Source organism: Mycolicibacter algericus DSM 45454 (assembly GCF_002086455.1).
GTDB classification, from domain to species: Bacteria; Actinomycetota; Actinomycetes; order Mycobacteriales; family Mycobacteriaceae; genus Mycobacterium; species Mycobacterium algericum.
On sequence record NZ_MVHC01000009.1, the window covers coordinates 35,469 to 60,717 of the forward strand.

26 protein-coding genes are annotated in these 25,249 nt (G+C 67.3%); 18 read left to right on the top strand and 8 right to left on the bottom strand.

Features of this window, described 5'->3' with window-relative positions; translation table 11 throughout:
• Positions 1-120: 120 nt before the first annotated feature.
• On the bottom strand, positions 121-939 hold the full coding sequence (locus tag BST10_RS11060; RefSeq protein WP_083037814.1) for an AraC family transcriptional regulator: 819 nt from the start codon (positions 937-939) through the stop codon (positions 121-123).
• Between the two features lie 25 nt (positions 940-964).
• Between BST10_RS11060 and BST10_RS11065 the strand changes: the two genes are divergently transcribed.
• From BST10_RS11065 to BST10_RS11130, 14 genes are all read left to right on the top strand, one after another.
• Positions 965-2,227 (top strand): amidohydrolase family protein, encoded by a 1,263-nt coding sequence (locus tag BST10_RS11065; protein ID WP_083037815.1) that lies wholly within the window; start codon positions 965-967, stop codon positions 2,225-2,227.
• A gap of 56 nt (positions 2,228-2,283) precedes the next feature.
• Entirely contained in the window at positions 2,284-2,502 is a 219-nt protein-coding gene (locus BST10_RS11070) for a type II toxin-antitoxin system CcdA family antitoxin (protein ID WP_133054429.1), read from the top strand.
• Complete coding sequence (locus tag BST10_RS11075; protein ID WP_163762367.1) at positions 2,499-2,822, top strand: type II toxin-antitoxin system PemK/MazF family toxin; 324 nt, start codon at positions 2,499-2,501, stop codon at positions 2,820-2,822. Before BST10_RS11070 ends, BST10_RS11075 begins: the two co-directional genes overlap by 4 nt.
• Before the next feature lie 45 nt (positions 2,823-2,867).
• Entirely contained in the window at positions 2,868-3,677 is an 810-nt protein-coding gene (locus BST10_RS11080) for an SDR family NAD(P)-dependent oxidoreductase (RefSeq protein WP_083037876.1), read from the top strand.
• Positions 3,678-3,684: 7 nt separating this feature from the next.
• Entirely contained in the window at positions 3,685-4,518 is an 834-nt protein-coding gene (locus tag BST10_RS11085; RefSeq protein ID WP_083037818.1) for an SDR family oxidoreductase, read from the top strand.
• Between the two features lies 1 nt (position 4,519).
• Positions 4,520-5,416, top strand: coding sequence for an IclR family transcriptional regulator (locus tag BST10_RS11090; RefSeq protein WP_083037819.1), 897 nt, complete (start codon positions 4,520-4,522; stop codon positions 5,414-5,416).
• Entirely contained in the window at positions 5,413-5,853 is a 441-nt protein-coding gene (locus BST10_RS11095) for a nuclear transport factor 2 family protein (RefSeq protein ID WP_083037820.1), read from the top strand. Before BST10_RS11090 ends, BST10_RS11095 begins: the two co-directional genes overlap by 4 nt.
• Before the next feature lie 22 nt (positions 5,854-5,875).
• Entirely contained in the window at positions 5,876-6,916 is a 1,041-nt protein-coding gene (locus BST10_RS11100; protein ID WP_205277421.1) for a zinc-binding dehydrogenase, read from the top strand.
• A 7-nt stretch (positions 6,917-6,923) separates the two neighbouring features.
• Positions 6,924-7,934, top strand: a complete 1,011-nt coding sequence (locus tag BST10_RS11105) for an NAD-dependent epimerase/dehydratase family protein (protein ID WP_083037821.1) — start codon at positions 6,924-6,926, stop codon at positions 7,932-7,934.
• Positions 7,931-10,156 (top strand): acyl-CoA dehydrogenase family protein, encoded by a 2,226-nt coding sequence (locus tag BST10_RS11110; RefSeq protein ID WP_083037822.1) that lies wholly within the window; start codon positions 7,931-7,933, stop codon positions 10,154-10,156. The genes BST10_RS11105 and BST10_RS11110 overlap by 4 nt, the downstream gene beginning before the upstream one ends.
• A gap of 24 nt (positions 10,157-10,180) precedes the next feature.
• Positions 10,181-11,389: a thiolase family protein gene (locus tag BST10_RS11115; protein WP_083037823.1), complete on the top strand. Its 1,209-nt coding sequence runs from the start codon at positions 10,181-10,183 to the stop codon at positions 11,387-11,389.
• A gap of 6 nt (positions 11,390-11,395) precedes the next feature.
• Positions 11,396-11,818, top strand: coding sequence for a Zn-ribbon domain-containing OB-fold protein (locus tag BST10_RS11120; protein ID WP_083037824.1), 423 nt, complete (start codon positions 11,396-11,398; stop codon positions 11,816-11,818).
• Positions 11,811-12,299 (top strand): nuclear transport factor 2 family protein, encoded by a 489-nt coding sequence (locus BST10_RS11125; RefSeq protein ID WP_083037825.1) that lies wholly within the window; start codon positions 11,811-11,813, stop codon positions 12,297-12,299. Before BST10_RS11120 ends, BST10_RS11125 begins: the two co-directional genes overlap by 8 nt.
• An 88-nt stretch (positions 12,300-12,387) precedes the next feature.
• A complete protein-coding gene (locus BST10_RS11130) occupies positions 12,388-13,161 on the top strand; it encodes an SDR family NAD(P)-dependent oxidoreductase (protein WP_083037826.1) in 774 nt (257 codons plus the stop codon).
• A gap of 73 nt (positions 13,162-13,234) precedes the next feature.
• Here BST10_RS11130 and BST10_RS11135 read toward each other — a convergent pair whose 3' ends face one another.
• From BST10_RS11135 to BST10_RS11145, 3 genes are all read right to left on the bottom strand, one after another.
• Positions 13,235-14,464, bottom strand: coding sequence for an amidohydrolase family protein (locus tag BST10_RS11135; protein ID WP_083037878.1), 1,230 nt, complete (start codon positions 14,462-14,464; stop codon positions 13,235-13,237).
• Between the two features lie 84 nt (positions 14,465-14,548).
• A complete protein-coding gene (locus BST10_RS11140; protein ID WP_083037827.1) occupies positions 14,549-15,694 on the bottom strand; it encodes a thiolase family protein in 1,146 nt (381 codons plus the stop codon).
• Positions 15,691-16,116, bottom strand: coding sequence for a Zn-ribbon domain-containing OB-fold protein (locus BST10_RS11145; RefSeq protein ID WP_083037828.1), 426 nt, complete (start codon positions 16,114-16,116; stop codon positions 15,691-15,693). The genes BST10_RS11140 and BST10_RS11145 overlap by 4 nt, the downstream gene beginning before the upstream one ends.
• A gap of 83 nt (positions 16,117-16,199) precedes the next feature.
• Here BST10_RS11145 and BST10_RS11150 point away from each other — a divergent pair, with 83 nt between their 5' ends.
• Together BST10_RS11150 and BST10_RS11155 are read left to right on the top strand one after the other, a co-directional pair.
• Positions 16,200-17,216: an NAD-dependent epimerase/dehydratase family protein gene (locus BST10_RS11150; RefSeq protein WP_083037829.1), complete on the top strand. Its 1,017-nt coding sequence runs from the start codon at positions 16,200-16,202 to the stop codon at positions 17,214-17,216.
• The gene (locus BST10_RS11155; RefSeq protein ID WP_083037830.1) at positions 17,213-18,010 is read left to right on the top strand and encodes a thioesterase family protein; all 798 of its coding nucleotides are present in this window, start codon (positions 17,213-17,215) and stop codon (positions 18,008-18,010) included. The genes BST10_RS11150 and BST10_RS11155 overlap by 4 nt, the downstream gene beginning before the upstream one ends.
• Here BST10_RS11155 and BST10_RS11160 read toward each other — a convergent pair.
• Positions 18,007-19,221, bottom strand: a complete 1,215-nt coding sequence (locus BST10_RS11160; RefSeq protein WP_041320171.1) for a CaiB/BaiF CoA transferase family protein — start codon at positions 19,219-19,221, stop codon at positions 18,007-18,009. The two genes, BST10_RS11155 and BST10_RS11160, sit on opposite strands and share 4 nt — an antisense overlap.
• Positions 19,222-19,279: 58 nt before the next feature.
• Between BST10_RS11160 and BST10_RS11165 the strand changes: the two genes are divergently transcribed.
• A complete protein-coding gene (locus tag BST10_RS11165) occupies positions 19,280-20,833 on the top strand; it encodes an aldehyde dehydrogenase family protein (RefSeq protein WP_083037831.1) in 1,554 nt (517 codons plus the stop codon).
• A gap of 83 nt (positions 20,834-20,916) precedes the next feature.
• Here BST10_RS11165 and BST10_RS11170 read toward each other — a convergent pair whose 3' ends face one another.
• The 3 genes from BST10_RS11170 to BST10_RS11180 all read right to left on the bottom strand — a co-directional run bounded on the left by BST10_RS11170 (position 20,917) and on the right by BST10_RS11180 (position 24,282).
• Complete coding sequence (locus BST10_RS11170; protein ID WP_013830289.1) at positions 20,917-22,128, bottom strand: cytochrome P450; 1,212 nt, start codon at positions 22,126-22,128, stop codon at positions 20,917-20,919.
• Between the two features lie 73 nt (positions 22,129-22,201).
• Positions 22,202-23,482: a cytochrome P450 gene (locus BST10_RS11175; RefSeq protein ID WP_041318675.1), complete on the bottom strand. Its 1,281-nt coding sequence runs from the start codon at positions 23,480-23,482 to the stop codon at positions 22,202-22,204.
• A 14-nt stretch (positions 23,483-23,496) separates the two neighbouring features.
• Positions 23,497-24,282: an SDR family oxidoreductase gene (locus tag BST10_RS11180; RefSeq protein WP_083037832.1), complete on the bottom strand. Its 786-nt coding sequence runs from the start codon at positions 24,280-24,282 to the stop codon at positions 23,497-23,499.
• Between the two features lie 147 nt (positions 24,283-24,429).
• Here BST10_RS11180 and BST10_RS11185 point away from each other — a divergent pair, with 147 nt between their 5' ends.
• The gene (locus BST10_RS11185) at positions 24,430-25,239 is read left to right on the top strand and encodes an NAD(P)-dependent oxidoreductase (protein ID WP_013830286.1); all 810 of its coding nucleotides are present in this window, start codon (positions 24,430-24,432) and stop codon (positions 25,237-25,239) included.
• The last annotated feature ends 10 nt before the right edge of the window (positions 25,240-25,249 follow it).

Consider the following 25,249-nt stretch of genomic DNA (forward strand, 5'->3'; position numbering starts at 1 on the left):
GTGTCGTCAAAGCGCCGTGCTCATGCGGCGGTTCCAGCTTCGGCTCTCCTGCGTCGAGCCTCGCTAAACCGCCGTGCTCATGCGGCGGTTCCAGCTTCGGCTCTCCTGCGTCGAGCCTCGCTAAACCGCCGTGATCCGGCGGTGGTAGCGCGACGGCGCTTCGCCGGCGAACCTGGTGAACGCCCGAGTAAACGCGGACAGGCTGTCGAATCCGACGGCCGTGGCCGTCTGCTGCACCCCCTGATCGGGTGCCGCCAGCAGCGCCATCGCCTGCAGCATCCGGGCGTGCAGCAGATACGTCCGCCACGACATCCCGGTCACCGCTTCGAACTGCCGGCGCAGCGTGCGCTCGGAGACCGCGACAGCGCGGCTCACCTCGGCCGCGGTCGCCGAGGCGAGATGCGCCTTGGTGTAGACCATTGCCGGTCCCACGATCGGGTGATCGGACACCGGTAGGCTCAGCGGGGCCTCGTGGTCCAGCGCGGCCGAGACCAGATGACCCAGCGTGCGGAAGAAGTCGTCGGAGACCGTGTCGCCGTCGGATCGCTCGATCGGCCAGCGCAGCGAGTACAGCATCATCTCCCGGATCAGCGGCGAGACGGTCAGGATGCGGGCGCGATCACCGGCGTGCGCGACCAGTTCCGGGTCAAACATCGCCGCCACGGTGCGCACCTCCGGGCGCATGACGGCCTGATGCTCCAGCCCGGCCGGAATCCAGGCCGCCTGCTGCGGCGGCAACAGGTAGTGCGCCGCGGCGGTCTCGACCTCCACCACCCCGCCGACGGCGTACTCGATCTGGTGCATCTCATGGGAGTGCCACCCGGTGACCAGATGCTGCCCCTCGTAGAGGTAGCTGCCGGCGCGCGCACGACCGCCCCGACGTAGATCGATGTTGGCCGGTTCTGCAAAGTCTATGGCCGAACGCGCGGAGACGGTCACGATTTTCCAGGGTACTAGTAGAGGTATGAACATCGACGACTTGATCCTGGTCAGCATCGACGATCACGTGGTGGAGCCGCCGGACATGTTCCTGCGCCACGTGCCCGCCAAGTACAAGGACGAGGCACCCATCGTCGTCACCGACGACAAGGGCGTCGACCAGTGGATGTACCAGGGCCGCCCGCAAGGGGTCAGCGGGCTCAACGCGGTGGTGTCGTGGCCGGCCGAGGAGTGGGGCCGAGACCCCGCCGGGTTCGCCGAGATGCGCCCCGGCGTCTACGACGTGCACGAGCGCGTCCGCGACATGAACCGCAACGGCATCCTCGCCTCGATGTGCTTCCCGACCTTCACCGGGTTCTCCGCGCGCCACCTCAACATGACCCGCGAGAACGTCACGCTGGTGATGGTGTCGGCCTACAACGACTGGCACATCGACGAGTGGGCGGGCTCAGCGCCGGGCCGGTTCATCCCGATCGCGATCCTGCCGACCTGGAATCCCGAAGCGATGTGCGCGGAGATCCGCCGGGTGGCGGCCAAGGGCTGCCGGGCGGTCACCATGCCCGAACTGCCGCACCTGGAGGGCCTGCCCAGCTATCACGACGAGGCCTACTGGGGGCCGGTGTTCCGCACGCTGTCGGAGGAAGACGTGGTGATGTGCCTGCACATCGGCACCGGCTTCGGGGCGATCAGCATGGCCCCCAACGCCCCGATCGACAACATGATCATCCTGGCCACCCAGATCTCGGCGATGTGCGCCCAGGACCTGCTGTGGGGCCCGGCGATGCGCAACTACCCGAATCTGAAGTTCGCGTTCTCCGAGGGCGGCATCGGCTGGATCCCGTTCTACCTGGACCGCAGCGACCGGCACTACACCAACCAGAAGTGGCTGCGCCGTGACTTCGGCGACAAGCTGCCCTCGGAGGTGTTCCGGGAGCACTCGCTGGCCTGCTACGTCACCGACAAGACCTCGCTGAAGCTGCGCCACGAGATCGGTATCGACATCATCGCCTGGGAGTGCGACTACCCGCACTCGGACTGCTTCTGGCCGGACGCCCCCGAGCAGGTGCTCGCCGAGTTGGAGGCCGCCGGTGCCGACGACTCCGACATCAACAAGATCACCTGGCAGAACTCCGCGCGGTTCTTCAGCTGGGACCCGTTCGCCCATACCCCGCGCGAGCAGGCGACGGTGGGTGCGCTGCGCGCGAAGGCCACCGATGTCGACGTCTCGATCCGGCCGCGTGCCGAGTGGGCGGCGCGATATGCCCAGAAGCAGCTCGCGAAGGCGTGATGGGGACGCCTGCCGGGTGTCCGCACATTAGTAGGATCAGCGGTAGGATATTTATCATGACTCCGAAGGCTAAGGTCTCAGCGACGCTGCGACCCGAGCTTTTGCGGGAGGCCCAGGCGATTACCGGTACGTCGAATGTCTCGCAGTTGCTCGAGGACGCGCTCGGTGCGCTCATCGAGCGCGAGCTTGAGAAGCGATGGCTGGATGCGAACCACGACGATGACCTCCCCGGCGAGGTCCGGGTCGACCTGAGTTCGGTCCCGTGGGAGGAGTGAGCGGGCCGGTCATCAATCGGGGTGAGGTGTGGTGGGCCGACGTCCCCGGGGACAAGGTTCGGCCCGTCCTCGTCTTGACCCGTCAGCGCTTCACCTCCCGTCTCACCTCGCTGTTGGTGGCGCCGGTGACGACAACGGTCCGAGGCATCCCAACCGAGGTTGCCCTTGATCGCGACGACGGATTGCCGCGTCCATGCGCAGCCAATTTCGACAACGTATTCACGTTGGGCCGGGCCAGGTTCACCAGCCGGATCACCCGACTCCAGGACGAGCGGCTCACCGAAGTCTGCCGCGCCTACCGGTTCGCCACGGGCTGCTGATCTTGTCTACGTCGATTATTCGACGTATCGTTCGAAAATGTGACGGTGGATTTCGGCAAGTACGGGCCGTGGGCGCTGATCGTCGGCGCCTCTGACGGCGTCGGAGCGGCTTTCGCCGAGGCGCTGGCCGAAGGTGGGCTCAACGTCATGCTCGTGGCACGCCGACGGCAGCTGCTCGATGAGGTCGCCGCCGGCATCACGGAACGTCATGGTGTCCAAACCCGAACGCTGGCAGTCGATCTCACCGAGGCCGGCGCGGCACGCACGCTGATCGACGCGACCGAGGGCTTGGGCATCGGTTTTCTGGTGTACTGCGCCGGCGCCGATCCCGACTTCAAACCGTTTCTAGCCAATACCATTTCGGCGGCGGAGTCGATGGTGCAGCGCAACTGCGTCGTGCCGATGCAGCTCTGCCATGCGCTGGCTCCGCCGATGGTGCAGCGTGGCGCGGGCGCCATCGTAATCCTGGGCTCGGGTGCCGGCTTCGTCGGCGGCCCCAACATGGTGGCCTACGGTGCGTCCAAAGCCTTCGACATGGTGTTCGCCGAGGCACTCTGGTGCGAGTTGCGCAACACCGGTGTCGACGTGATCGGCCTGATCCTGGGCAAGACCGATACCCCGGCGCTGCGGCGGCTCGAGCACGAACGCGGCCAGATCGGGTCGACAGAACAGGTGCCGCCCGGCGCCGCGCCCGTCGAGCGGGCGGTGGCCACGGCGCTGAACAACCTCAGCAACGGGCCCACAGTGTACGTCGGCGACGAGATCACCGGCGCGGCACAGTTATTTGCTTCGATGGGCCGCAACGAGTCGGTCGCGTTCATGGCCCAGGCGATCAGCGCCGCCATGGGGAAGTGAGGGAGTCATGTCGAAGGTATCGGTGATCACCGGCGGTGCAGGAGGCATGGGTGTGGCCACCGCGAAGGTCGTCGGGCGCGATCATGCGGTGGTGCTCTGCGATGTCCGGCAGGACAGGCTGGACGTCGCGGCCGCCGCGCTGAAAGACCTTGATGTCACGGTCATCAACGGTGACGTCACCGACCCCGACGCCGTCGCACGGCTCTTCGACACCGCAGCCGCCGTCGGGCCGATCGCTTCGGTGATCCACGCTGCCGGGGTCAGCCCGAGCATGGGTGAGGCCGATTACGTCATGCGGACCAACGCGATCGGCACGCTGAACATCAACGAGGCGTTCTACGGCGTTGCGCCCGAAGGGGCTGCGATCGTCAACGTGGCGTCGATGGCCGCGCACCTGTTGCCGGAGGAACTGATCCCGGTCGGCAAATTCCCGGCGGCGCTGCGCGAAGCCGACTCCTTCCTCGCCGATATGGCGGCGGTCTGCGAGCCGATGCCGGCGGAGGTGCGCTCGGGTATCGCATATGCCGTGAGCAAGGCGTTCGTGCGCTGGTACAGCAGTGCGCAGGCGGAACGGTTCAACGGCCGCGGACTACGCATCGTCTCCGTCTCGCCGGGTTCGATCGACACCGAGATGGGCCGGTTGGAGGAACAGGCCGGCGCGGGTGCGCTGGTCGCCGACGCCGCGGTCCCGCGCTGGGGCAAGCCCGAAGAGATGGCGGAACTGCTGGCGTTCTGCGCCAGCGCCCAGGCGGGTTACCTCACCGGCACCGATATCCTCAACGACGGTGGAGTGGTCGCCTCGGTGCGCGAGCGCGCGCGTATAGCCGCCGAAAACGCCTGATATGACCGCGAATGTCGGCGAGCCCGGCCGGCCGGTGTCGTCGCCGCCGACCGAGCGGGTGATCAGGATTCTGGAACTGTTGGCCTCGGATCCCGAACGCGGCTTCTCGCTGTCGGAGATCGCCCGGATTCTCCATATCAGTCACGGGACCTGCCACGCGATCGTCACCACGTTGGCGGCTCGGCAGTGGATCGTGCGTGACCGGCACTCCGGCGGTTACTCATGGGGGCCCGCGCTGGCCGCGCTGACCCGGCCGGTCAACAAGGCGGCGTTTCGCCCGGAACTGCAGCGGCTCTCCGACACTGTCGGCATGCAGGTCGTGCTGGGCGCCCGGCAGGGGCCGACCGTGGTGGTGACCGACACCGTCGGCGAATCACTGGCGGCACCGCTGGTCAGTGTCGGGTTCCGGATGCCGATAGTGGCTCCGTTCTGCCGGGAGTTCGTCGCCGAGGCCGGCGACCAGGTCAAGCGAGAGTGGCTGGGCGGATTGGGCGCCCCCTCACCGCGCCTGCGCCGGCGGCTGAGCGCGGTGCTCGACGAAGTGCGCAGCCGCGGGTATGCGATCGAGCGGATGAGCCGCGAATATGTCCGGGTCTATTCGGCGCTGCAGGCGCTGGCCGCCGAGGGTGAGCCCGACGAGATCACCGCCCGGCTGGCCAGCGCCTTCGCCGACCTGACGGTGGTCGACTACCTGCCCGGCGAGCTCGACAGCACTGAGCACCGGGTCGCCAACGTGGCCGCACCGATCCACGACGCGGATGGCACGGTCACCATGTCGGTGGGGGCGTCCCCATTCGCGACGATGACGCCAGCCGAGGTCTGTGACCTCGGTGCCGCTGTGCGGGAGACCGCGGCACGCATCGAATCACTGTGGGCGACAAGGAAGGATCCAGCATGACTGACCAAGAGGCTGCGAAAGCCGACATCACCGATGTCCTGCTGCGGTATGCGACCGCGATCGACACCAAGGATTGGGAGCTGTTTCGGACCTGCTTCACCGACGACGCCGACGCCGACTACGGCGAGATCGGCCAGTGGTCCGACGCGACGTCCCTCACCGAGTTCATGGCGGTGACACACGAGCCGATGAGCGACACCAAGCACATGCTGCACAACATGGTCATCGACCTCGTCGACGACCACCACGCCACCGCCGTGACCTATGTGCACACCGTGCAGGCGCTCGCCGCCGATCCCAAGCAGTGGGTGGATGCGGTCGGCCAATACCGCGACGACCTGGTGTCGACCAGCGAGGGCTGGCGGATCGCGCGCCGTCGTTTCACCTTGACGCGCATGCTCACCAGCTTCGATATAGCGGCTGCGCAATCGAGTTGACCGTCGACACAGGAGAATGACGATGCGCGCTGTGGTGCTCAACGAGGGCGGACTGACCGTCCGCGAGACCGCCGACCCGGTGCCCGGCGAAGGGCACCTGCTGCTGCGGACGCTGTCCTGTGCCATCTGCGCCTCGGACATCCACTTCATGGACCACCCCGAGACCGATGGCGATGATCCGCTCTTCGCCGGTTACGACCGACACGCCGACATCGTGATGGGCCACGAGTTCGTCGGCGAAGTGATCGGTCACGGACCGAACACCGACGCCGAACAGTTTCCGCTCGGCAGCCGGGTCACCAGCATCCCGTTCCTGTTTGCTCAGGGCGGTGGCTACATCATCGGCCAGCATCAGGACGCCCCCGGCGGCTTCGGTGAACAGATGCTGGTCAGTCAGGTGATGGCACGGACGGTCCCCGACGATGTGTCCGACGACGCGGTCGCGCTGGTCGATGCCTTCGCCGTCGGCGAGGGATACGTTCGGCTGTCGGGCATCCGGGACGGTGATGTGCCAGTTGTGGTCGGTGCCGGCGCGATCGGGCTTTCCGCAGTGGCGGCGCTGTCCCGGCGCGGTATCTCACCGATCATCGTCGCCGACTTCAATGCCGACCGTCGGCGATTGGCCGAGCAGTTCGGAGCGCACATTGTCGTAGACCCCGTTGCCGAGTCGCCCTATGCGGTGTGGCGCAAGAATGCACCCAACGGCGGCGCGGATGCGACGTGCTTCATCTACGAATGCGTCGGTGGGCCGGGGATCGTGAACCGGATCGTCGCCGAGTGCCCGCATGGCTCGTTCGTCTCGTGTGCGGGCGGCCACTACACCCAGGACGCCGTCGGGATCGCAACCGCGACACGCAAAGGTATTCGGCTGCAGTTTGGTGGCGCCCCGGAAGCCCCGGACTGGTATGGCGTTTTGGACGCGGTGTGCCGCAAAGAGTTTGACCCGACGCCGTGTATCGGAATGACGATCGGCCTCGACAATGTTGCCGAGGCCCTCGAGCTGGCACGCACGGCCCAGGGGCCGCCGCGCATCATGGTGCACCCGGGCAGGAGCCGAGGGTAGCGACAACATGGTGAAAAAGAAATTGGTGATCGGGGCAAGCGGGTTTCTCGGCTCCCACGTCGCCCGACAACTCGTCGACGCCGGCGAAGACGTTCGGGTCCTGATCCGTGCCACCAGCTCGACACGCGCGATCGACGGCCTCGACGTCGAGATCCGGCGTGGCGACATCTTCGACCAGGACGCCGTGCGCTCGGCGATGAGCGGATGCGATGTCGTCTACTACTGCGTCGTCGATGCGCGGGCGTGGCTGAGCGATCCGGAACCGTTGTACCGCACCAACGTCGAAGGACTGCGCCATGTCCTCGATGTTGCGGCCGGTGCGGAACTGGACCGGTTCGTGTTCACCAGTTCGATCGGAACCATCGGGCGGGTCGATCACGGTCTGGCCGATGAGCGCACCGCGCACAACTGGCTCGACTCCGGTGGGGACTACATCCGCAGCCGGGTGCAGGCGGAGAACCTGGTGCTGGATTACCACCGGGAGAAGGGCCTGCCGGCGGTGGCGATGTGTGTCGCCAACACCTACGGCTCCGGCGATTGGCAGCCCACCCCGCACGGCGGGCTGGTCGCCGCTGCCGTCCGCGGGAAGCTGCCCTTCTACATCTGCGGTGCGCAAGCCGAGGTCGTCGGCGTCGATGATGCGGCGCGCGCCCTGATTTTGGCCGGGCAACGTGGTAGGCCGGGCCAACGCTACATCGTCTCCGAACGGTTCATGAGCGCTCGCGAGATCTACCGGACGGCATGTGCCGCGGTCGATGTCGAGCCACCCAGATGGGGCGTGCCGGTCGCGGTGATGTCGGCACTGGGACATTTCGCCCGGGTCGCGGCGCGGCTGCGGCGGCGCGACACCGCACTCACCCCGCTGTCGATACGACTGATGCACATCATGTCGCCGATGAGTCACGACAAGGCTGTCCGGGAACTCGGCTGGGCGCCCGCGCCGGCCACTGAGGCATTGGCCGAAGCCGCCGGCTTCTTCCGCAGCAGGCGGCGCACCAAGAATCAGGAGGGCTCGTGAGCGTGGCACTCACCGTCGAGCAGCGGGAACTCGGCGAATCACTGCGCCGCTTCGCCGCCCGGCACGCGCCGATCGCCGACGCCCGCAAGGCTTTCGACGCGCTGGCGGCAGGGGAGCTGCCGGGATGGTGGCCGGAGCTGGTGGCCAACGGCTTTCACGCGATCCACCTGCCCGAATCGTGCGGCGGGCAGGGCGGAGGCCTGCTGGACGCCGCCGGTGTACTGGAGGCCGCGGCAAAAGCGTCCCTGCCGGGGCCGCTGCTGGCGACGGTCACCGCGGGAGCGGTCGGGCTGCTCGCCGATGCGACACCCGCGCGCGAGGCGTTTCTGGGCGCCTTGTCATCGGGTGCGCCGGCGACCGTGCTCCTGCCGCAACACGCGAAGCTCACCGCACTTCCGATCGGCGATGGATGGCTCATCGACGGTGCCGCCGAACTGATCTCGGCTGTCTGCTCGGCGCGGCTCGCGCTGGTCTGTGCCGAGCTCACCGACGGTGCGGCGATCTGGCTGGCCGTGGACATGTCCCGGCCGGAAGTGGCGGTCCGGCCGGCCGCGGGCACCGATCTGCTCACCGACGTGGGAACGATCACGTTTACCGGCTACCCCGCGGCGGCGGCAGACGTCATGACCGGTATCGACCCCGGCCGTGCCCAATGGCTCACCGTCGGGCTCGCCGCGGCGGTATCTGCAGGTATCGCCGGTTGGTGCGTCGAGGCGGCCACCCAACATCTGCGCATCCGCGAACAGTTCGGCAAGCCGATCGGGACATTCCAGGCGCTGCAACACCGAGCGGCCATGCTGTTGGTGAACAGTGAGCTGGCCAGCGCCGCCGCCTGGGACGCTGTTCGCGGGGCCTCCGACGATCCCGACCAGCATGAGATGGCGGCCGCCGCTGCCGCGTTGATTGCCATCGCGCCGTGCCCGGATGCCGTGCTGGACACGCTGACGATGTTCGGCGCCATCGGCTTCACCTGGGAACACGACCTGCACCTGTACTGGCGCCGGGCCACCAGCATCGCCGCATCGATCGGCGCCGTCACCGGTTGGGCACGGCGCCTCGGCGAGCTCACCACCACGCAGCAGCGGGATTTCACCGTCGATCTCGGCGGCGCCGAAGCCGAGTTCCGGGCGGAGATCGCCGCGACGCTCGATGCCGCGAGTTTGCTGCGTAACGACGGACCCGGACGCCAAGGCGACTATCCGCACTTCGAGACAGGTCCGCAGCGAACCCTGCTCGCCGAAGCCGGACTCATCGCGCCGCACTGGCCGGTGCCGTGGGGTATCGACGCTACCCCGTTGCAGCAGCTCATCATCATCGAGGAATTCGCCAACCGCCCTGCGCTGGTGCGGCCGTCGCTGGGCATCGCCGAATGGATCCTGCCGTCGCTGCTGCGGGCAGCGCCGGAAGCCCTGCAGCAGCAGCTGATTCCACCTACGCAGCGCGGTGAGCTGGCCTGGTGCCAGCTCTTCAGCGAACCCGCGGCCGGTTCAGACCTGGCGTCCCTGACCACGCGGGCGGTCAAGGTCGACGGCGGCTGGCGCGTCAACGGACACAAGATCTGGACGTCGTGTGCGCAACGCGCCGACTACGGCGCACTGCTGGCCCGTACTGATCCCGACGCGGCCAAACACCGCGGCATCGGCTACTTCATCGTGGACATGCGCTCGGAGGGCATCGAGATCCAGCCGATCGTGCAGGCCACCGGCGACTCCGAGTTCAACGAGGTCTTCCTCACCGACGTCTTCGTCCCCGACGACATGCTGCTCGGCGAGCCCACCGGGGGCTGGCAGCTGGCGCTTGCCACCATGGCCGAGGAACGTTCCGCCATCAGCGGATACGTCCAGTACGACCGGGCTGTCGCATTGCGGCGGCTGGCAGCCGCCCCGGGCGAGCAGCGCGACGACGCGGCCCGGGCGCTGGGCGAGCTCGACGCCTACACCAATGCCATCAAAGCGCTCGGTGTACGCGAGACCATCAGGCTGCTGGACGGGCAGGGTCTGGGGGCGGCATCAAGCATCGCCAAAGTGGCGATGAACGTCCTGCTGCGCCGCACCTTCCGGGCCACCCTGGCCATCGCCGGGCGGCTGGCGATGACAACCGACTCCGACCCGGCCGTCGTCGAACCGTACCTGCTGTCGCCGGCCGAGCTGATCGGCGGCGGCACCAACGAGATCCAGCTGAACGTCATCGCCCAGATGATCCTCGGCCTGCCCCGCAAGTGACCGCACTCAGATAGAGGACAACACATGGGATTACGTGGAGAGGCCGCGATCGTCGGCTACGTCGAGCTGCCGCCCGAGCGGATGAACAAAGCCGCCCCGGCCCCGTTCACACTCGAGCAATGGGCCGAGTTGAGTGCGGATGCGCTTGCCGATGCGGGCATATCGGGCGAACGAGTCAACGGCATCGTCACCTCGCACCTGGGCGAGTCGGAGATCTTCGTCCCCTCCACCATCGCCGAATACCTGGGCGTGCCGGCCCGCTTCGCCGAGATCGTCGACCTGGGTGGTGCCAGTGCGGCCGCCATGGTGTGGCGGGCCGCGGCCGCGATCGAGCTGGGAATCTGCGATGTTGTGCTGTGCGCGTTGCCGGCCCGCTACATCACCCCGATGTCGGAGCGTAAACCTAAGCCACTGGTCGACGCGATGTTCTTCGGCTCGTCGAGCAACCAATACGGTTCTCCCCAGGCGGAGTTCGAGATCCCCTACGGCAACCTCGGCCAGAACGGCCCCTATGGGCAGGTGGCCACCCGCTACGGAGCGGTCTACGGCTACGACGAGCGGGCCATGGCCAAGCTCGTCGTCGACCAGCGGGTCAACGCCAACCACACCGAAGGCGCCATCTGGCGTGACACGCCGCTGACCGTCGAGGACGTATTGGCCAGCCCGATCATCGCCGATCCCCTGCACATGCTGGAGATCGTGATGCCCTGCGTCGGCGGTGCCGCCGTGGTGATCGCGAGCGCCGAGGTCGCCCGGCGAGGCCGCAACCGTCCGGTGTGGGTCAAGGGGTTCGGTGAGCACGTGCCGTTCAAGACCCCGACCTACGCAGCGGACCTGCTGGCCACTCCGATCGCCGAGGCCGCCGACACCGCCTTTGCGATGACCGACCTGACCCGCGCGGACATGGACATGGTCTCCATCTACGACTGCTACACGATCACCGTGCTGCTGTCGCTGGAGGACGCCGGCTTCTGTGAGAAGGGCAAAGGCATGCAGTTCATCACCGACCACGACCTGACCTTCCGCGGCGATTTCCCGCTCAACACCGCCGGCGGCCAACTCGGATTCGGGCAGGCCGGCCTGGCCGGTGGCATGCACCACGTCTGTGACGCCACGCGCCAGATCATGGGCCGGGCCGGTGCCGCCCAGGTGGCCGACTGCAACCGGGCCTTCGTCTCGGGCAACGGCGGCATTCTGAGCGAACAGACCGCTCTCATCCTGGAAGGGGAATGAGCACCGATGACCACCTTCGAACGCCCGATGCCGGTGAAGACGCCCACCAGCGCACCGTTCTGGGACGCGCTGGCGCAGCACCGCATCGTCATCCAGTATTCGCCGTCGACCGACAGCTATGTGTTCTACCCGCGGGTCCGGGCGCCGCGCACCCTGGCCGACGACCTGGAATGGCGCGAGATCTCCGGGATGGGCACGCTGTACTCCTTTACGGTTGCCCGCCGGCCGGTCGGCATCCACTTCGCTGACGCCGTGCCGCAATTGCTCGCGATCGTCGAATGGGATGAAGGGCCACGGTTCTCCACCGAGCTGGTCAACGTCGACCCCGCGGACCTGGTCGTCGGTATGCGGGTGCGGCCGGTGTTCTGCGACTACCCGGAGCATGACGTCACGATGCTGCGCTACGAACCGGCGGCGAACCATGACTGACGACGCGGCCACCGAGATCGAGGCGATCAAACGCCTGAAGTCGCGCTACTGTCGTTACCTGGACACCAAGGACTGGGCGGCCTGGCGTGCCCTGTTCACCGACGACTTCGTCAGCGACACCTCCCGCGCCGGCGGCAAACTCATCAGCGGCGCCGACGAATTCGTCGCCTTCACCCGCAAAAGTCTGCGCGATCAACCCACTGTCCACCAGGTTCATGCACCCGACATCGAGTTGATCTCGCCGACCACCGCCGGCGGGGTATGGGCGCTGGAAGACGTGGTCCGGCTCGGTCCGGGAGTCAACTTGCGCGGTTACGGCCACTACACCGAGACCTACGAGAAGGCCGACGGCCAGTGGCGGATCAAGACCTCGACGCTGACCCGACTGCGCGAGGACATATTCAACGGGTTGTTCGCTGTCTACCTCTCGCCGCGCATGCGCGCGGTGCTGGGCGCACTCGCCGGGCGTGTGATGCGCTGACCCGGTGTCCCGAATGCATTACGGGAAGGCCTATAGTATATGCGCCGGGCCGGGTCCCGGGTTGTCGTATCCGAAAAGGGGAACGTTCGTGGAGATCGAAGGCAAAGGCGCGATCATCGTCGGCGGAGCATCGGGCTTCGGCAAGGCGACAGCAGAGCTGCTGGCCAAGCGCGGGGCCAAGGTGGCGATTCTGGACCGGCCGCAGTCCAAGGGCAAGGAGGTCGCCGACTCGATCGACGGCCACTTCTTCGACGCCGACGTCACAGATTTCGCCGGGATCGAGCAGGTGCTGAACGAGGCGGTCAAGACCCTGGGCGGCGTGCACATCGTCGTCACCACCGCCGGCGGGACCACCGCGGGCGGCGGTATCGGTGAACGCACGATCAAACGCGACGGGCCGCACGATCTGGAGACGTTCCGCAGCACCCAAGATCTCAACGTCGTCGGCACGTTCAACGTGAGTCGACTCGCCGCCTGGCACATGAGCACCAATGAGCCGGAGGACGACGAACGCGGCGTGATCATCAATACGTCCTCGATCGCGGCGTTCGAGGGCCAGATTGGCCAGATCGCCTACACCGCATCCAAGGCCGCCATCGCGGGGATGTGCCTGACGATGGCCCGCGATCTCGGTGGCGTGGGCATCCGGGTGCTGGCGATCGCTCCGAGCCTGTTCGCCACGGGCCTGACCCAGGGGATCCCGGATGAGTTCGCCGCGGTGCTGACCAAGGATGCGGCGTTCCCCAAACGGCTGGGCCGCCCGGAGGAGTACGCCAAGCTGGCAGCGGCGATCGTGGAGAACCCGATGCTCAACGGCCAGTGCATCCGGCTGGACGGCGGCCAGCGCTTCGCGCCGAAGTGACGTTGCGTTGATTTTGCGGTCAGGGTTGCTGAATCACGTTGTGCCGCAGCCCTGACTGCAAAGTCCAGGCCGGTCAGGCACCGGCCAGCGCTGGCGGCTTGGCGGCCGCCGGGTCCGGGTTGGCGATCGGCAGGCCCATGAATCGCCGGGCGTTGTCGCCCATGAAGTCATAGGTGCGCCGCACATCCATGCCCTCGGCGTATTTCCAGAAGCCTTTCGGCTCGGCCAGGCCTTCGGGGTGGGGATAGTCCGACCCGAACAGCACCTTGTCCCAGCCAACCGTGTCCACCACGTCGGAGACGGCGCCCTCCCAGAACGGGCTCACCCAGATGTTGCGCCGGAACACCTCGTGCGGATGCTCGGGGAAGTTCTGCGGCATCTTCTTGTACAGGTCGGCGAAGTCGTGGAACAACGGGGCGATCCACGAGCTGCCGTTCTCGACGCTGGCGATACGCAGCTTGGGGAAGCGGGTCAGGGTGCCGTGACAGATCAGCGCGGTGATCATGTCGGCGATCTCCCGATGGCCCAGCACCATCCAGCGGAATGCGCTTTGCGCCATGAAATTCTGGGTATAGGGCGGCTCCCACTTGCCGACGTAATCGTCAAGCGGCGGGAAGCTGGCGTGCAGCACGATGGGCAGGCCGGCTGCCTCCACATCACGCCAGAAGGGGTTGAACTCCGGCAGTGCCGGCGATCGCCAGCCGTGGACGCCGTTGACCGGACCGGGTTTGATGAGCGCCACCGCGGCGCCGTGATCGAGGATGTACTCCAGTTCGCGCTGGGCGCCGTCGACCTCGGAGAGGTTGATGATCGGCGTGGAGAAGACCCGGCCGTCGTAGTTGTAGGTCCAGTGCTCGGCCATCCACTGATTCAGCGCGTGAATGATGGCCAGCGTGAGCTGCGGGTCATCAGCACTGGAGTGCTCCACCAGGCTGGCCAGCGTCGGATAGTTGAGCGCCTCCACCACACCCTGGCGGTCGAGTTCGGCGACCCGGTCGGCGGGGTTGCGGGTGGCCGCCGGCGCCTCGATGGCGGCTCCCTGCATCTCGCGCAGGGTCAGTCCCTCGGTGTTCTCGCCGGCGAAGAACTTCTCGTGGGCGCCGGGGGCGGCGACCCGTTCGAACGTCGGATTGGGGATGAAGTCGCTGACGCGGTTGTTGATGATGATCCGGGTCTGGCGGCCGATCTGTGCGAATTGAACTGCGCGGGAGTATTTCTCCGGCAGGTACTTGGTCAGTGCCTCGGGGGTTTCGTACATGTGCTGGTCGGCATCGAAGATCGGTGCGTCGCGGAATTGGGTCATGACGGGCTCCTTTCCCACCGCGAGCAGTCGCGAAAGCCCCTAAAATCAGCGTGTTTTGGGGGCTTTCATGTCTGCTCGCGGTAATTACGTCGTCAGGATGGTGGCCGCGGCGGTGCCCGGCGCTCCGTAGAGCTGGGCGAACCCCACCTTGGGCTCGCCCGGCACCTGGCGGTCACCGGCCTCGCCACGCAGTTGGCGCACCAGCTCGTGGAGCTGGCGCAGCCCGGAGGCGCCGATCGGCTCGCCGTTGGCGATCAGCCCGCCGTCGGTGTTGACCGGCAGCGAGCCGCCGATCTCGGTGGCACCGTCGGCGAGTAGCTTCTCCTGGTCGCCGTCGGCGCAGAAACCGCATTCGGCCATGTGGATGACCTCGGCGCCGGCGTCGGTGTCCTGCAACTGGATGACGTCGACGTCCTGGGGCGACACCCCGGCCTTCTCGAACGCGGCGCGAGCGGCGTACACCGTGGGCGCCACATCCTCGATGACCGGGGCGAAGGTGGTGTTGACCTCGTAGGCGCCGTAGCGGCGGGTGCGCACCTCCACCGCGCGTAGGTAGACCGGCTTGTCGGTGTAGCGGTGCGCGATGTCCGCGCGGCACATCACCACCGCCGCCGCACCCTCATCCGGTGCGCAGAACATGTACTGCGTCAGTGGGTAGTTCAGCATCGTCGAGCCCAGGATCTCCTCCTCAGAGATCGGCTTGCGGCGGAACGCATTCGGGTTCAGCGCCCCGTTGCGGAAGTTCTTGGCGGCGACCTTGGCCAATGTCTGTTGGGAGATACCGTGATCATGCAGATACCGGTTGGCTTTCATGCCGAAGAACTGGGTGGTCAGGTACTGGCCGTTCTCGGCGTACCAGCGTGGCATCCCGACCAGCGCTGGGTCCTCGGTGAACGCCCCGCGGGGATGCTTGTCCAGGCCGACGGCGATACCGATGTCGTAGTCGCCCAGCCGGATACCGTCCGCGCAGACCTTGGCGGCGCTGGCCGCCGTGGCGCAGGCGTTGAACACGTTGGTGAACGGGATGCCCGACAGCCCGACCATGCCGACGATCGCATCCGGGTTGGCCACCGTCCAGCTGCCGCCGGTCGCGGCGCCGATGTCCGACCATGCCACGCCCGCGTCGGCGACCGCGGCGAAGATGGCATCCACCCCCATCTGCATCGCGGACTTGCCTTCGAAGCGGCCGAACGGGTGCAGCCCCACCCCGATGATCGCGACGTCGTTCATGCGCCCTGCTCCATCGGCCGGAAGGCGAACGTGATGATCTCGTCGCCGTCGGCGTCGGTGGCGAACGGCACCATGGTCAGCTCCACCGGCATGTCGAACTCCAGCTTCTCGGGGTCGTTCTCGGTGAGCCGGCCTTCCACCCGCACGGCATCCCCGAGCTGCACCAGGCCGACTCCGAACGGGACGAAGTCCTTCCCCGTCGGGCCTAGATACGGTGGGCCGGGCGGGAAGCCCTGGGTGGTCCAGGCCACCAGGGTTCCGTTTCGGGGGAGCAGCTGCTGTGTCATCTGGTCACCGCTGCAGCTCGGGCAGCGCGGCTGCGCCGGAAACACCGTGGCCTCGCAGTCCGCGCAGCGGCTGCCGATCAGCTGCGGGCTCGCGTCCGGCCAGGTCGAGATATCGGGAGCTAGCGCCTTCTGCATGGAACCTCCGCGCAACGGGTTTATTAACTGTAACGCTTACAGTAATGTACGCTAGCGCGAGTTGAACAGCGGGGTTTGAGGCGATGACGGCGAACAACGAATCGGCGAAGCGGCGTCGCGTTCTCGTCATGGGTGCCAGCGGCAATGTCGGCGCCTGCGTCACCCGGCACCTGGTCGCCCGTGGCGACGATGTGCGGGTGCTGCTGCGTCGTTCGAGTTCCACCAAGGGCATCGACGGGCTCGACGTGCAGCGACATTACGGTGACATCTTCGACACTGAGGCCGTCGCCGCCGCCATGGCAGACCGCGAGGTGGTGTATTACTGCGTTGTCGACACCCGCGCGGAACTCCGTGACCCGGCACCGCTGTTTCGCACCAACGTCGAGGGGCTGCGCAACGTGCTGGAGGTGGCTGCGAATGCCGACCTCGACAAGTTCGTCTTCCTGAGCACCATCGGCACCATCGCGGTGGGGCGCAACGGCGAAACGGTCGACGAGGAGACACCGTTCAACTGGGCCGACCACGGCGGCGCCTACATCGCCTCCCGCCGCGAGGCCGAGCGGCTGGTGCTGTCCTACGCCGCCGACCGCGGTCTGCCGGCCGTCGTCACGAACGTGTCCAACCCCTACGGCCCGCCCGACTGGCAGCCGCGCCAGGGCATGCTCGTCCAGCTCGCGGCGCTGGGCAAGATGCCGGCCTACGCGCGGGGGGTGGGATCGGAGGTGGTCGGCATCGACGATGCCGCCAGAGGCCTGATCCTGGCCGCGGAACGGGGGCGGATCGGCCAGCGCTACATCATCTCCGAGCGGTACATGAGTCAGCGCGAGATGCTCACCATCGCCGCTCACGAGGTCGGGGCAACGCCGCCCCGCTTCGGCATACCGATGGCGGTGTTGCATATCGCGGGGCACGTCGTCGGGGCACTGGGCGCGCTGTTGCGCCGCGACTTCGCGTTCACCGCAACGGGTGCCCGGCTCATGGCGTTGACGTCGCCCGCCGATCACAGCAAGGCCACCCGCGAACTGGGCTGGCACCCCGAGCCGACCGAGCGTGCGATTCGCAGTGCCGCACGGTTCTACGTGGAGCGGAGCAAGACATGATCCCGTTCGTGGTCCGGCGTGACGACGGTTTCGTGCCCAACGCCATCGCGCACGGCGGGTGGGGGCCGACGCTGGGCGGTCAGGTGGTCGGCGGGCTGCTGGCCCGCGCTGTGGAGCAACACGTCTCCGACGACGACCTGCAGCCGGCGCGGCTGACCGTCGAGATCCTGCGCCGGGTGGCATGCGAACCACTGCGGGTCACCGCGTCGGTGGTCCGCGCCGGGTCGCGGATGCGCGCGGTAGACGCCGCCATGACGCAGGACGGCGAGCTGGTCGCCCGCGCATCGGCTCTGTATCTGCGGCGCGGCACCCAGCCCGGCGGCGAGTTCTACACCACCGAGGTCACGATGCCCTCGGTGCCCGAGGAGCCGGCGCGCTTCGACGAATCCGTGCCGATGTTCATCCAGACATACGGCAACAACGACGGCGGCCGCTTCCCTTGGCAGCATTCGGGACCGCGGTACGCCTGGATACGCGAGATCCGAGATCTCGTCGACGGCGAAGAACTGACCCCGTTCGTGCGGGCGGCGATGGCCGTTGACGTCACCGCGTCGCTGACGAACTTCAGCACCACGGGGTTGGCGTTCATCAACGCCGACTACACCCTGAGCCTGAGCAGGTTGCCGGTCGGCCCCTACATCGGGCTGGCGGCGCTGACCCACTACAGCGATGCGGGCGTGGCGACCGGAAGCGCCGCCCTGTTGGACAGCTGCGGCCCGATCGGCAACGGTGTATCGACCGCCGTCGCGAACTTCAACTTCGATCCGAGCCGGGAGAGCCCCGCGGCAGGCTAGGCGATAGCGCCGGACTCCTTCAGCTTTTCGATGCGGTCCCAGTCGATCCCGAGTTCCATCAGCACCGTCTCGGTGTGCTCGGATGCCTGCGGGGCGCGAGTGGTCTCCAGCGGCTCGTGGTTGAACTGCACCGGGCCACGGACGACTTTGAACGCCGGCCCGCCATCGCCCGCGTCGACCTCGACGATCATGTCGTTGGCGATCGCCTGCTCGTCGGAGCCCAGGTCCACCAGGCTCTGGAATGGCGCCCACTGGCCCTTCATGGTCTTGAGGTGCTGACGCCAGTATTCGAAAGGCTTCGCGCCGATCGCGGCAACGATCAACTCACTGGCCGCATCGGCGTTCTCCATCAACGGCAGCACGTCGGAGAAACGGGGGTCGTCGGCGGCTTCGGGAATGCCGAGGTGCTCGAAGGTGTCCCGAATGTATCCGGTCGGGCTGACGATGCACAGGTTGATGGTGCCGCCGTCGGAGGTGGTGTAGTTGCCCAGGAACGGATTCGCCGGGGAGCCACCGGATTGCGGCATCAGCGAACGCATGGCTTCGCCCGTCTCCATTCCCTGGGTCACGCTGGCGCCGGCCGCCCACCACGCGGTGGACAGCAGCGAGACGTCGACCTCGAGAGCTTCCCCGGTGCGTTCCCGATGCAGCAGCGCGGCGGCGATACCGCCGGCGATGTTCATGCCGCCGACCGAGTCGCCGAACGCGGGAATCCCCTGGGACAGCGGTGCCCCCAGTTCTTCTGGGCTCAGCGCGTGGCCCACTCCGCTGCGGGTCCAGAATGCGGTGCCGTCGAAGCCGCCGATGTCACGCTCCGGGCCCTTGTCGCCGTACGCGCTGCCGCGCGCGTAGATGATGTTCGGGTTCGCGGCACGAATGTGCTCGACGTCGAACCGGTTCTTCTGCCGCGCCCGGGGAAGGTAGTTGGTCAGGAAGACGTCTGCGGTCGCGGCCAGTTCGTAGAGCACCTGCTGCCCGTCGGGGGTCGAGACATCGATGCCGACGCTGCGCTTGCCGCGGTTGGGATGCTCGATCAGCGGATGCCGGTCGGGGTCGAGTTCGAAACCGCCCATCCGGATGAATCCGCGCTGAGTGTCGCCGCGCACCGGGTGCTCGACCTTGATGACGTCGGCGCCCCAGTCGGCCAGGATCGCCCCGGCTGCCGGGACGAACGTGAACTGCGCGACCTCCAGTACCCGGAAGCCGTCCATGACCTTGATCAACTCGGCACGCTCCTGACATCCGAACCAATTGGAGTATTCTACTGTAATGGTTACGGTTGGGCATCCGAAAGACGCCGGCGTGGTCCGGGCCACGAGTGTCGAGATCGGCAAACGCGCCGCGACAGCCGCCGAGTCGCGGATGCTCATTGACGGTGAGCTGGTCGGGGCGGCCTCAGGCGCGGAGTTCGACAACATCAGCCCCGCCACCGGGCGGGTGCTGGGCACCACCGCGGCCGCCGATGCCGCCGACATGGACAGGGCCGTCGGCGCGGCCCGCCGAGCGTTCGACGACACCGACTGGTCGACCAACAGGGAACTGCGCAAGCGATGCCTGCAGCAGCTGCAGTCCGCACTGGAGTCGGAACAGGAGGAGTTGCGCACCGAGCTGATCGCCGAAGTGGGCTGTCCGGTGATGACGACCCAACTGGCACAGTTGGATTGGCCGCTGGCCGACGCATTGCGCTATCCCGCGCGGCTGATCGATGAGTTCGAGTGGGAGCGGCCGCTGCAGGGTGGCGGGCTGTTCGGCGAGCGCAATATGCGCACCGTGGTCAAGGAGCCGGTCGGAGTGGTGGCGGCCATCACCCCGTCCAACTTCCCGATCGAGGTGATCCTCAACAAGCTGGGGCCGGCACTGGCGGCCGGCAACACCGTCGTGCTCAAGCCCGACCCGAACACGCCGTGGAACGCCACCCGGCTGGGGCGGTTGGTCGCCGAGCACACCGAGACTCCCGCAGGTGTGCTCAACGTGGTGCCCACCGGATCCAACGAGGTGGCCGGTTTGCTCGGAACCGATCCCCGCGTCGACATGATCTCGTTCACCGGATCCACTGCCGTGGGCAAGCTGCTGGTACGCCAGAGCGCCGACACCATGAAGCGCACTTTCCTTGAACTGGGCGGGAAGTCGGCGCTGATCGTGCTCGACGACGCCGACCCGGCCAAGGTGATCCCGGGTGCGGTCGGAGTGTGCGTGCACGCCGGACAGGCCTGCGCGGCAACCACCCGGATGCTGGTGCACACCTCGCTCTACGACGAGGTGGTCGCCGCGGTCACCGCGGCGTTCGCGGCGGTGACGGTCGGTGACCCGGCGCTGCCGCAGACCCTGGTGGGACCGCTGATCAGCGCCGCGCAGCAGCAGCGGGTGCTCGATGCGATTGCACAAGCCCGCCGCGACGGCGCCGAGATCGCCACCGGTGGGGACGTCGCGGATCTGCCGGGTGAACTGGGGGGTGGGTACTACGTGCAGCCGACGGTGATCGTCGGCGTCGACAACAGCGCGGCCATCGCCCAACAGGAGGTGTTCGGTCCGGTGCTGGTGATCCTGCCGTTCGGTGATGACCACGAGGCGGTGCGGATCGCCAACGACAGCGCCTACGGGCTGGCCGGCGCGGTGGTGTCGGCGTCGAGCGAGCGGGCCATGGCCGTGGCCCGCCGGGTGCGGACCGGGGCCATCGGCGTCAACGGCGGCATGTACTACGGCGCCGACGCGCCGTTCGGCGGCTACAAGAGCAGCGGCTGGGGTAGGCAGTGCGGGATCGAGGGGTTCTCGCAGTATCTGGAGACCAAGACCATCGGCTACCGCAGACCGCGGGGGGCGTAAGGAAACCCCGCGGTTGGATCATCGACTGCGCGGTCTGGGTGGCCAGCGTCGGTGTGTCGCGTACCAAACCGCACAGTCGGCGGCTACTTCGGGGTGAACGTCACCGGCAACGCACGCGGGGAGCGGAACGGCTGACCGTAGATGTGCGGGTTGTCGTCGGTCGCCAGGGCGATGTCGCCGAGCCGGTCCAGCAGGCACTCCATCGCAACGCGCATCTCCATGCGGGCCAGATGCAGACCCATGCAGGTGTGCTCGCCGGCGGCGAACGTGATGTGCGGAATCCATTTGCGGAAGATGTCGAACTCCTCCGAGCGCTCCCACCGGGTCTCGTCCCGGTTGGCGGACCCGATGCAGACATCGACGACGGCGCCGGCGGGGATCGCCACTCCGGCGACCTCGGTGTCGCGGATCGCGGTGCGCTGCACGGTGGTCAGTGGGGTTTCGTAGCGCAGCCCTTCCTCGATGGCGGCGCCGATCAGGTCGTGGTCGGCCCGTACGGCGGCGAACTGTTCGGGATGGGTCAGTAGCAGATAGAGCAGGTTGCTGGTGGCCCGGTAGGTGGTCTCCAGCCCGGCTGGCAGCAGTAGCCGCAGGAACGAGTAGATCGCCTCGTCGCTCAACTTCTCGCCGTCGATCTCGGCAGTGACCAGATCGCCGATGATGTCTGCGGTCGGGTGCGATTTGCGCTCGTCCATCTGGTCGAGGAAATAGTCCTTCAACGCCGCCGACGCGCTGAATGCGCGCTCGTGGTCGACGGTGTAGCTGATCAGCTCGATCGCTCGCTGCCGGAACCACGGTAGGTCCGCTTCGGGGAGGCCCAGCAGCTTGGAGATGACCCGGGTGGGGAACTCGAAGGTGAAACCGGCCACCAGATCGGCGGAGCCGGTGTCGATGAACTCATCGATCAGGGCGTTACAGACGGGCCGCACCACGTCCGGTTCCCAGTGCACCAACGATTTCCGCTTGAAGGCCGAGGACACGAGGTTGCGGTGCTTGCGGTGCGGCTCGCCCTCCATCGCCAGGATGGTGGGCCCCAGGAACAGCCCGATCGTCATGTCGTAGATGCGCGAGTTGAACGATTCCGCCTCGCGGAACACCTGGTTGACTGCTTCAAAAGAGACAGCGGCGAACGACATCTTCGGTCGCAGGGATTCCGGGGTCTTGGAGTAGTCCATGACCGTTCCGGGGAAGATGCCCGCCTCGCGGCGCTTGGCCTCGAAGTACGGGTACGGGTCCCGGATGAAGCCGGTCGGCTTGTCGAGTGCGGTGGCGGCGCCGTCAACCTGGCTCTCCACGACTGGTCTCCCGTCTGGCTGAGAAGAATACTGTAAGCATTACAGTAAATGATCACACATACCTGCGCCACCCTCAGGCCAGGCTGACCGGCATCCGCTTGATGCCGTGCACGAAGGTGCTCTGCAGGTACTCCGGCTCGCCGAGCGTGACCTCGGGCAGCCGCGTCAGCAGCTCGTAGAACAGGTGGCGCAACTGCATCCGGGCGACGTGGGTGCCCAGACAGTAGTGCGCGCCGCCGCCGCCGAATCCCAGGTGCGGGTTGGAATCACGGGTGATGTCGAACTCGTGCGGCCGGTCGAACACCGCCTCGTCGCGGTTGGCCGAGCAGTAGAACAGTGCAATCTTCTCGCCGGCCTTGATCTCGGTCCCGGCGACTTCGGTGTCGACCACGGCGTGACGGGCGAACGCGAGCACCGGTGTCGACCAGCGCACGAATTCCTCGACCGCCCCGCCGATCCGGTTGTCGAAGTCGGCCAACAGCCAGGCGCGCTGTTCGGGGTGATCGATCAACGCCTTGAACGCGTGCGTGGTGGTCTGTTTGGTGGTGTCGTTGCCTGCCGATCCGAGCAGCACCATGAAGGAGCCGAGTTCTTCGTCGGTGAGCCGGTGGCCGTCGACCTCGGCGTTGACCAGTTCGGTCATCAGGTCATCGTGCGGCTCGGCGCGACGGCGCTGCGCCAACTCGACGCCGGAACCGGCCAGCACACCCAGCTGCGTCATGACATGCACGGCCCGCTCCTCCAGCGAGGCGTACTCGTCGTCGCTGCCGCTGAACAGACATTCGGCGGCGTAGGCGACCTTCTGCTGATCGGCGGGATCGATACCGATCATGTCGGAGACGGTGCGCATCGGCAGCTGGCCCGAACAGCTTGCGACGAAGTCGATCTGGTTGCCGGTGTGCAGCTGCTCGAGCAGGTCGTCGACGATGCGGCGGGCGTTGGTCTTGATCTGCTCCTCGATGCGGCGGACCTGCCGCGGGGTGAAGCCCGAGCTGATCAGCTTGCGGTAGCGGGTGTGCTCCGGTGGGTCCATCGCCAGGAAGAACGTCATGTTGCGCTGGATCTCGGCCGGCATCGGATCGACGCTGACCCCTTCACTGGAACAGAACAGCTCCTCGTGCTGGCTGACGAACTTGACGTCGGCGTGCCGGGTCGCCGCCCAGTAGCCGGTCTCTTCGTGGGGGAATACGGCCGGTATCGGCCGGTGCCAGCTCAGCCCCGGTTCGCCGCGCAACATCGCGAAACTCTCATCGCGGGAGCGAAAGTCATTGCCCCAGAAGGCTGGATCCGAGATATCGAGCCGGTGGTAGGGGCGCGGCGAAGTGGGCGGGCTGGCAGGTGAACTCAGGGTCATGTCGTCCTCTCGGCTCAGACGGTGATGGGGGTGCCGGCGGTGATCGCGGTGATGAAGCCGCCGTCGACGGCGATGTCCTGACCGGTTATCCAGCCGGCCTGCGGCGAGCCGAGGAAGTCGATCAGCGGCACGATGTCGTCGACGACGCCGTGCCGGCCGACGGTGTCGCGCACGGTGTCGAGCGCTTCCTTGCCCATCGACTGCTCGAAGTCGGCCAGGATCGGGGTCTCGACCGGGCCCGGGCTGACGGTGTTGATCCGCACCCCGTACTTGGCGTGCGCGGTCGCGGCCAATCGCTTGGCGTACAGGATCATCGCCTGCTTGGAGGAGGTGTACACCGGGAACGCCGGGTCCTGGCCGGCCTGCCAGCGCAGCACCGACTCGGCATCGGTCGCGTCGAGCAGCCCGTTGAGCGTCTCGATGCGCTGCTCCCAGCCCAGCGCGGCCGTCGAGGCCACCGCGACCACCGCGCCGCCGGGGCGCAGCCGCGGCAGCATGGCCTCGGTCATCAGGCGCATGCCCAAGTAATTGATGGTCAACACGTCCGCGGCCGATGCCGTCCCGGGTACCCCGGCGACGTGGGCCAGCAGGTCCCAGCCGTCGCCGATCCCGCCGGTGAACTCGGCGATGGCGCCGGCATCGCGTAAGTCGCAGCAGGCGTGCTGCGACGCCGGGGTCTGCTGTGGGCGCACGTCGACGGCGAGCACGAAATCGCCACGCTGGTGAAAGTGCGCGGCCGTCGCCGCGCCGATCCCCGATCCGGCGCCGACGACCACCACCCTGCGCTGAGCGTTGCTCATTCTCGCCAGCTTTCTGGTGAACCCGAAATGTCGACAGTAAGCTCGACTGTAACGAACTCGGGGGCTCCCGACAATGCTACGGTTGGCCCTCCGGACCACCCGCTGAACTCCCGGCAGGGGCGGCGCACGACGCAGGAGGAGCCGAACATGACCGACACCATCGGGTTCATCGGCGCAGGCAAGATGGGCGAGCCGATGGTGCTGCGCCTGCTCGATGCCGGCCACCGCGTGCAGGTGTATGCACGCCGGCCCGATGTGCGCGAGCGCCTGGCGGCCGCCGGTGCGGTGCCGGTGGAATCGGTCGCCGCGGTCGGTCGCGAATCCGACCTCGTGATCAGCTGCCTGTTCTCCGACGCCCAACTGCTCGAGGTCGCCGCTGGTCCTGACGGCCTGCTGGCCAACGTCAAGCCCGGCACCGTGGTGGTGTCGCACACCACCGGCACGGTGAGCACTCTGACCGGACTGCTGGAGCAGTTCCCCGCAGGGCCGGTGCTGGTGGACGCACCGGTCAGCGGCGGCGCCCACGACATCGCCGCCGGGAAGCTGACGGTCCTGCTCGGTGGCCCCGGCGACGCGGTGGCTCGCGCCCAGTCGGTGCTGGCCGCCTACGCCGACCCGGTGATCACCACCGGTGCTCTGGGCACCGCCTTGAACCTCAAACTGATCAACAATGTGCTGTTCGCCTCCAACGCCCAACTCGTCGCGGCCGCCGTCGAGCTGGCGAAGAACCTCGGGGTGCCCGAAACCAGCCTGTTCGCAGCGCTGGAACACTGCAGCGGCGGCAGCCGGGCTGCGGGATACGTGCAGTCGGCCGGGGGCGTGGAGAGCTTCGGCAAAGTCGTTGCGCCCTTTATGCGCAAAGACGTGGCAGCGTGCATCGAGGCCGCCGCGGACCGCGGTGTCGAGCTGGGGCAGCTGCGTACCGTGGCCGAAACCGGGCCGCTGGACCTGTCGTGACCGAACTGGC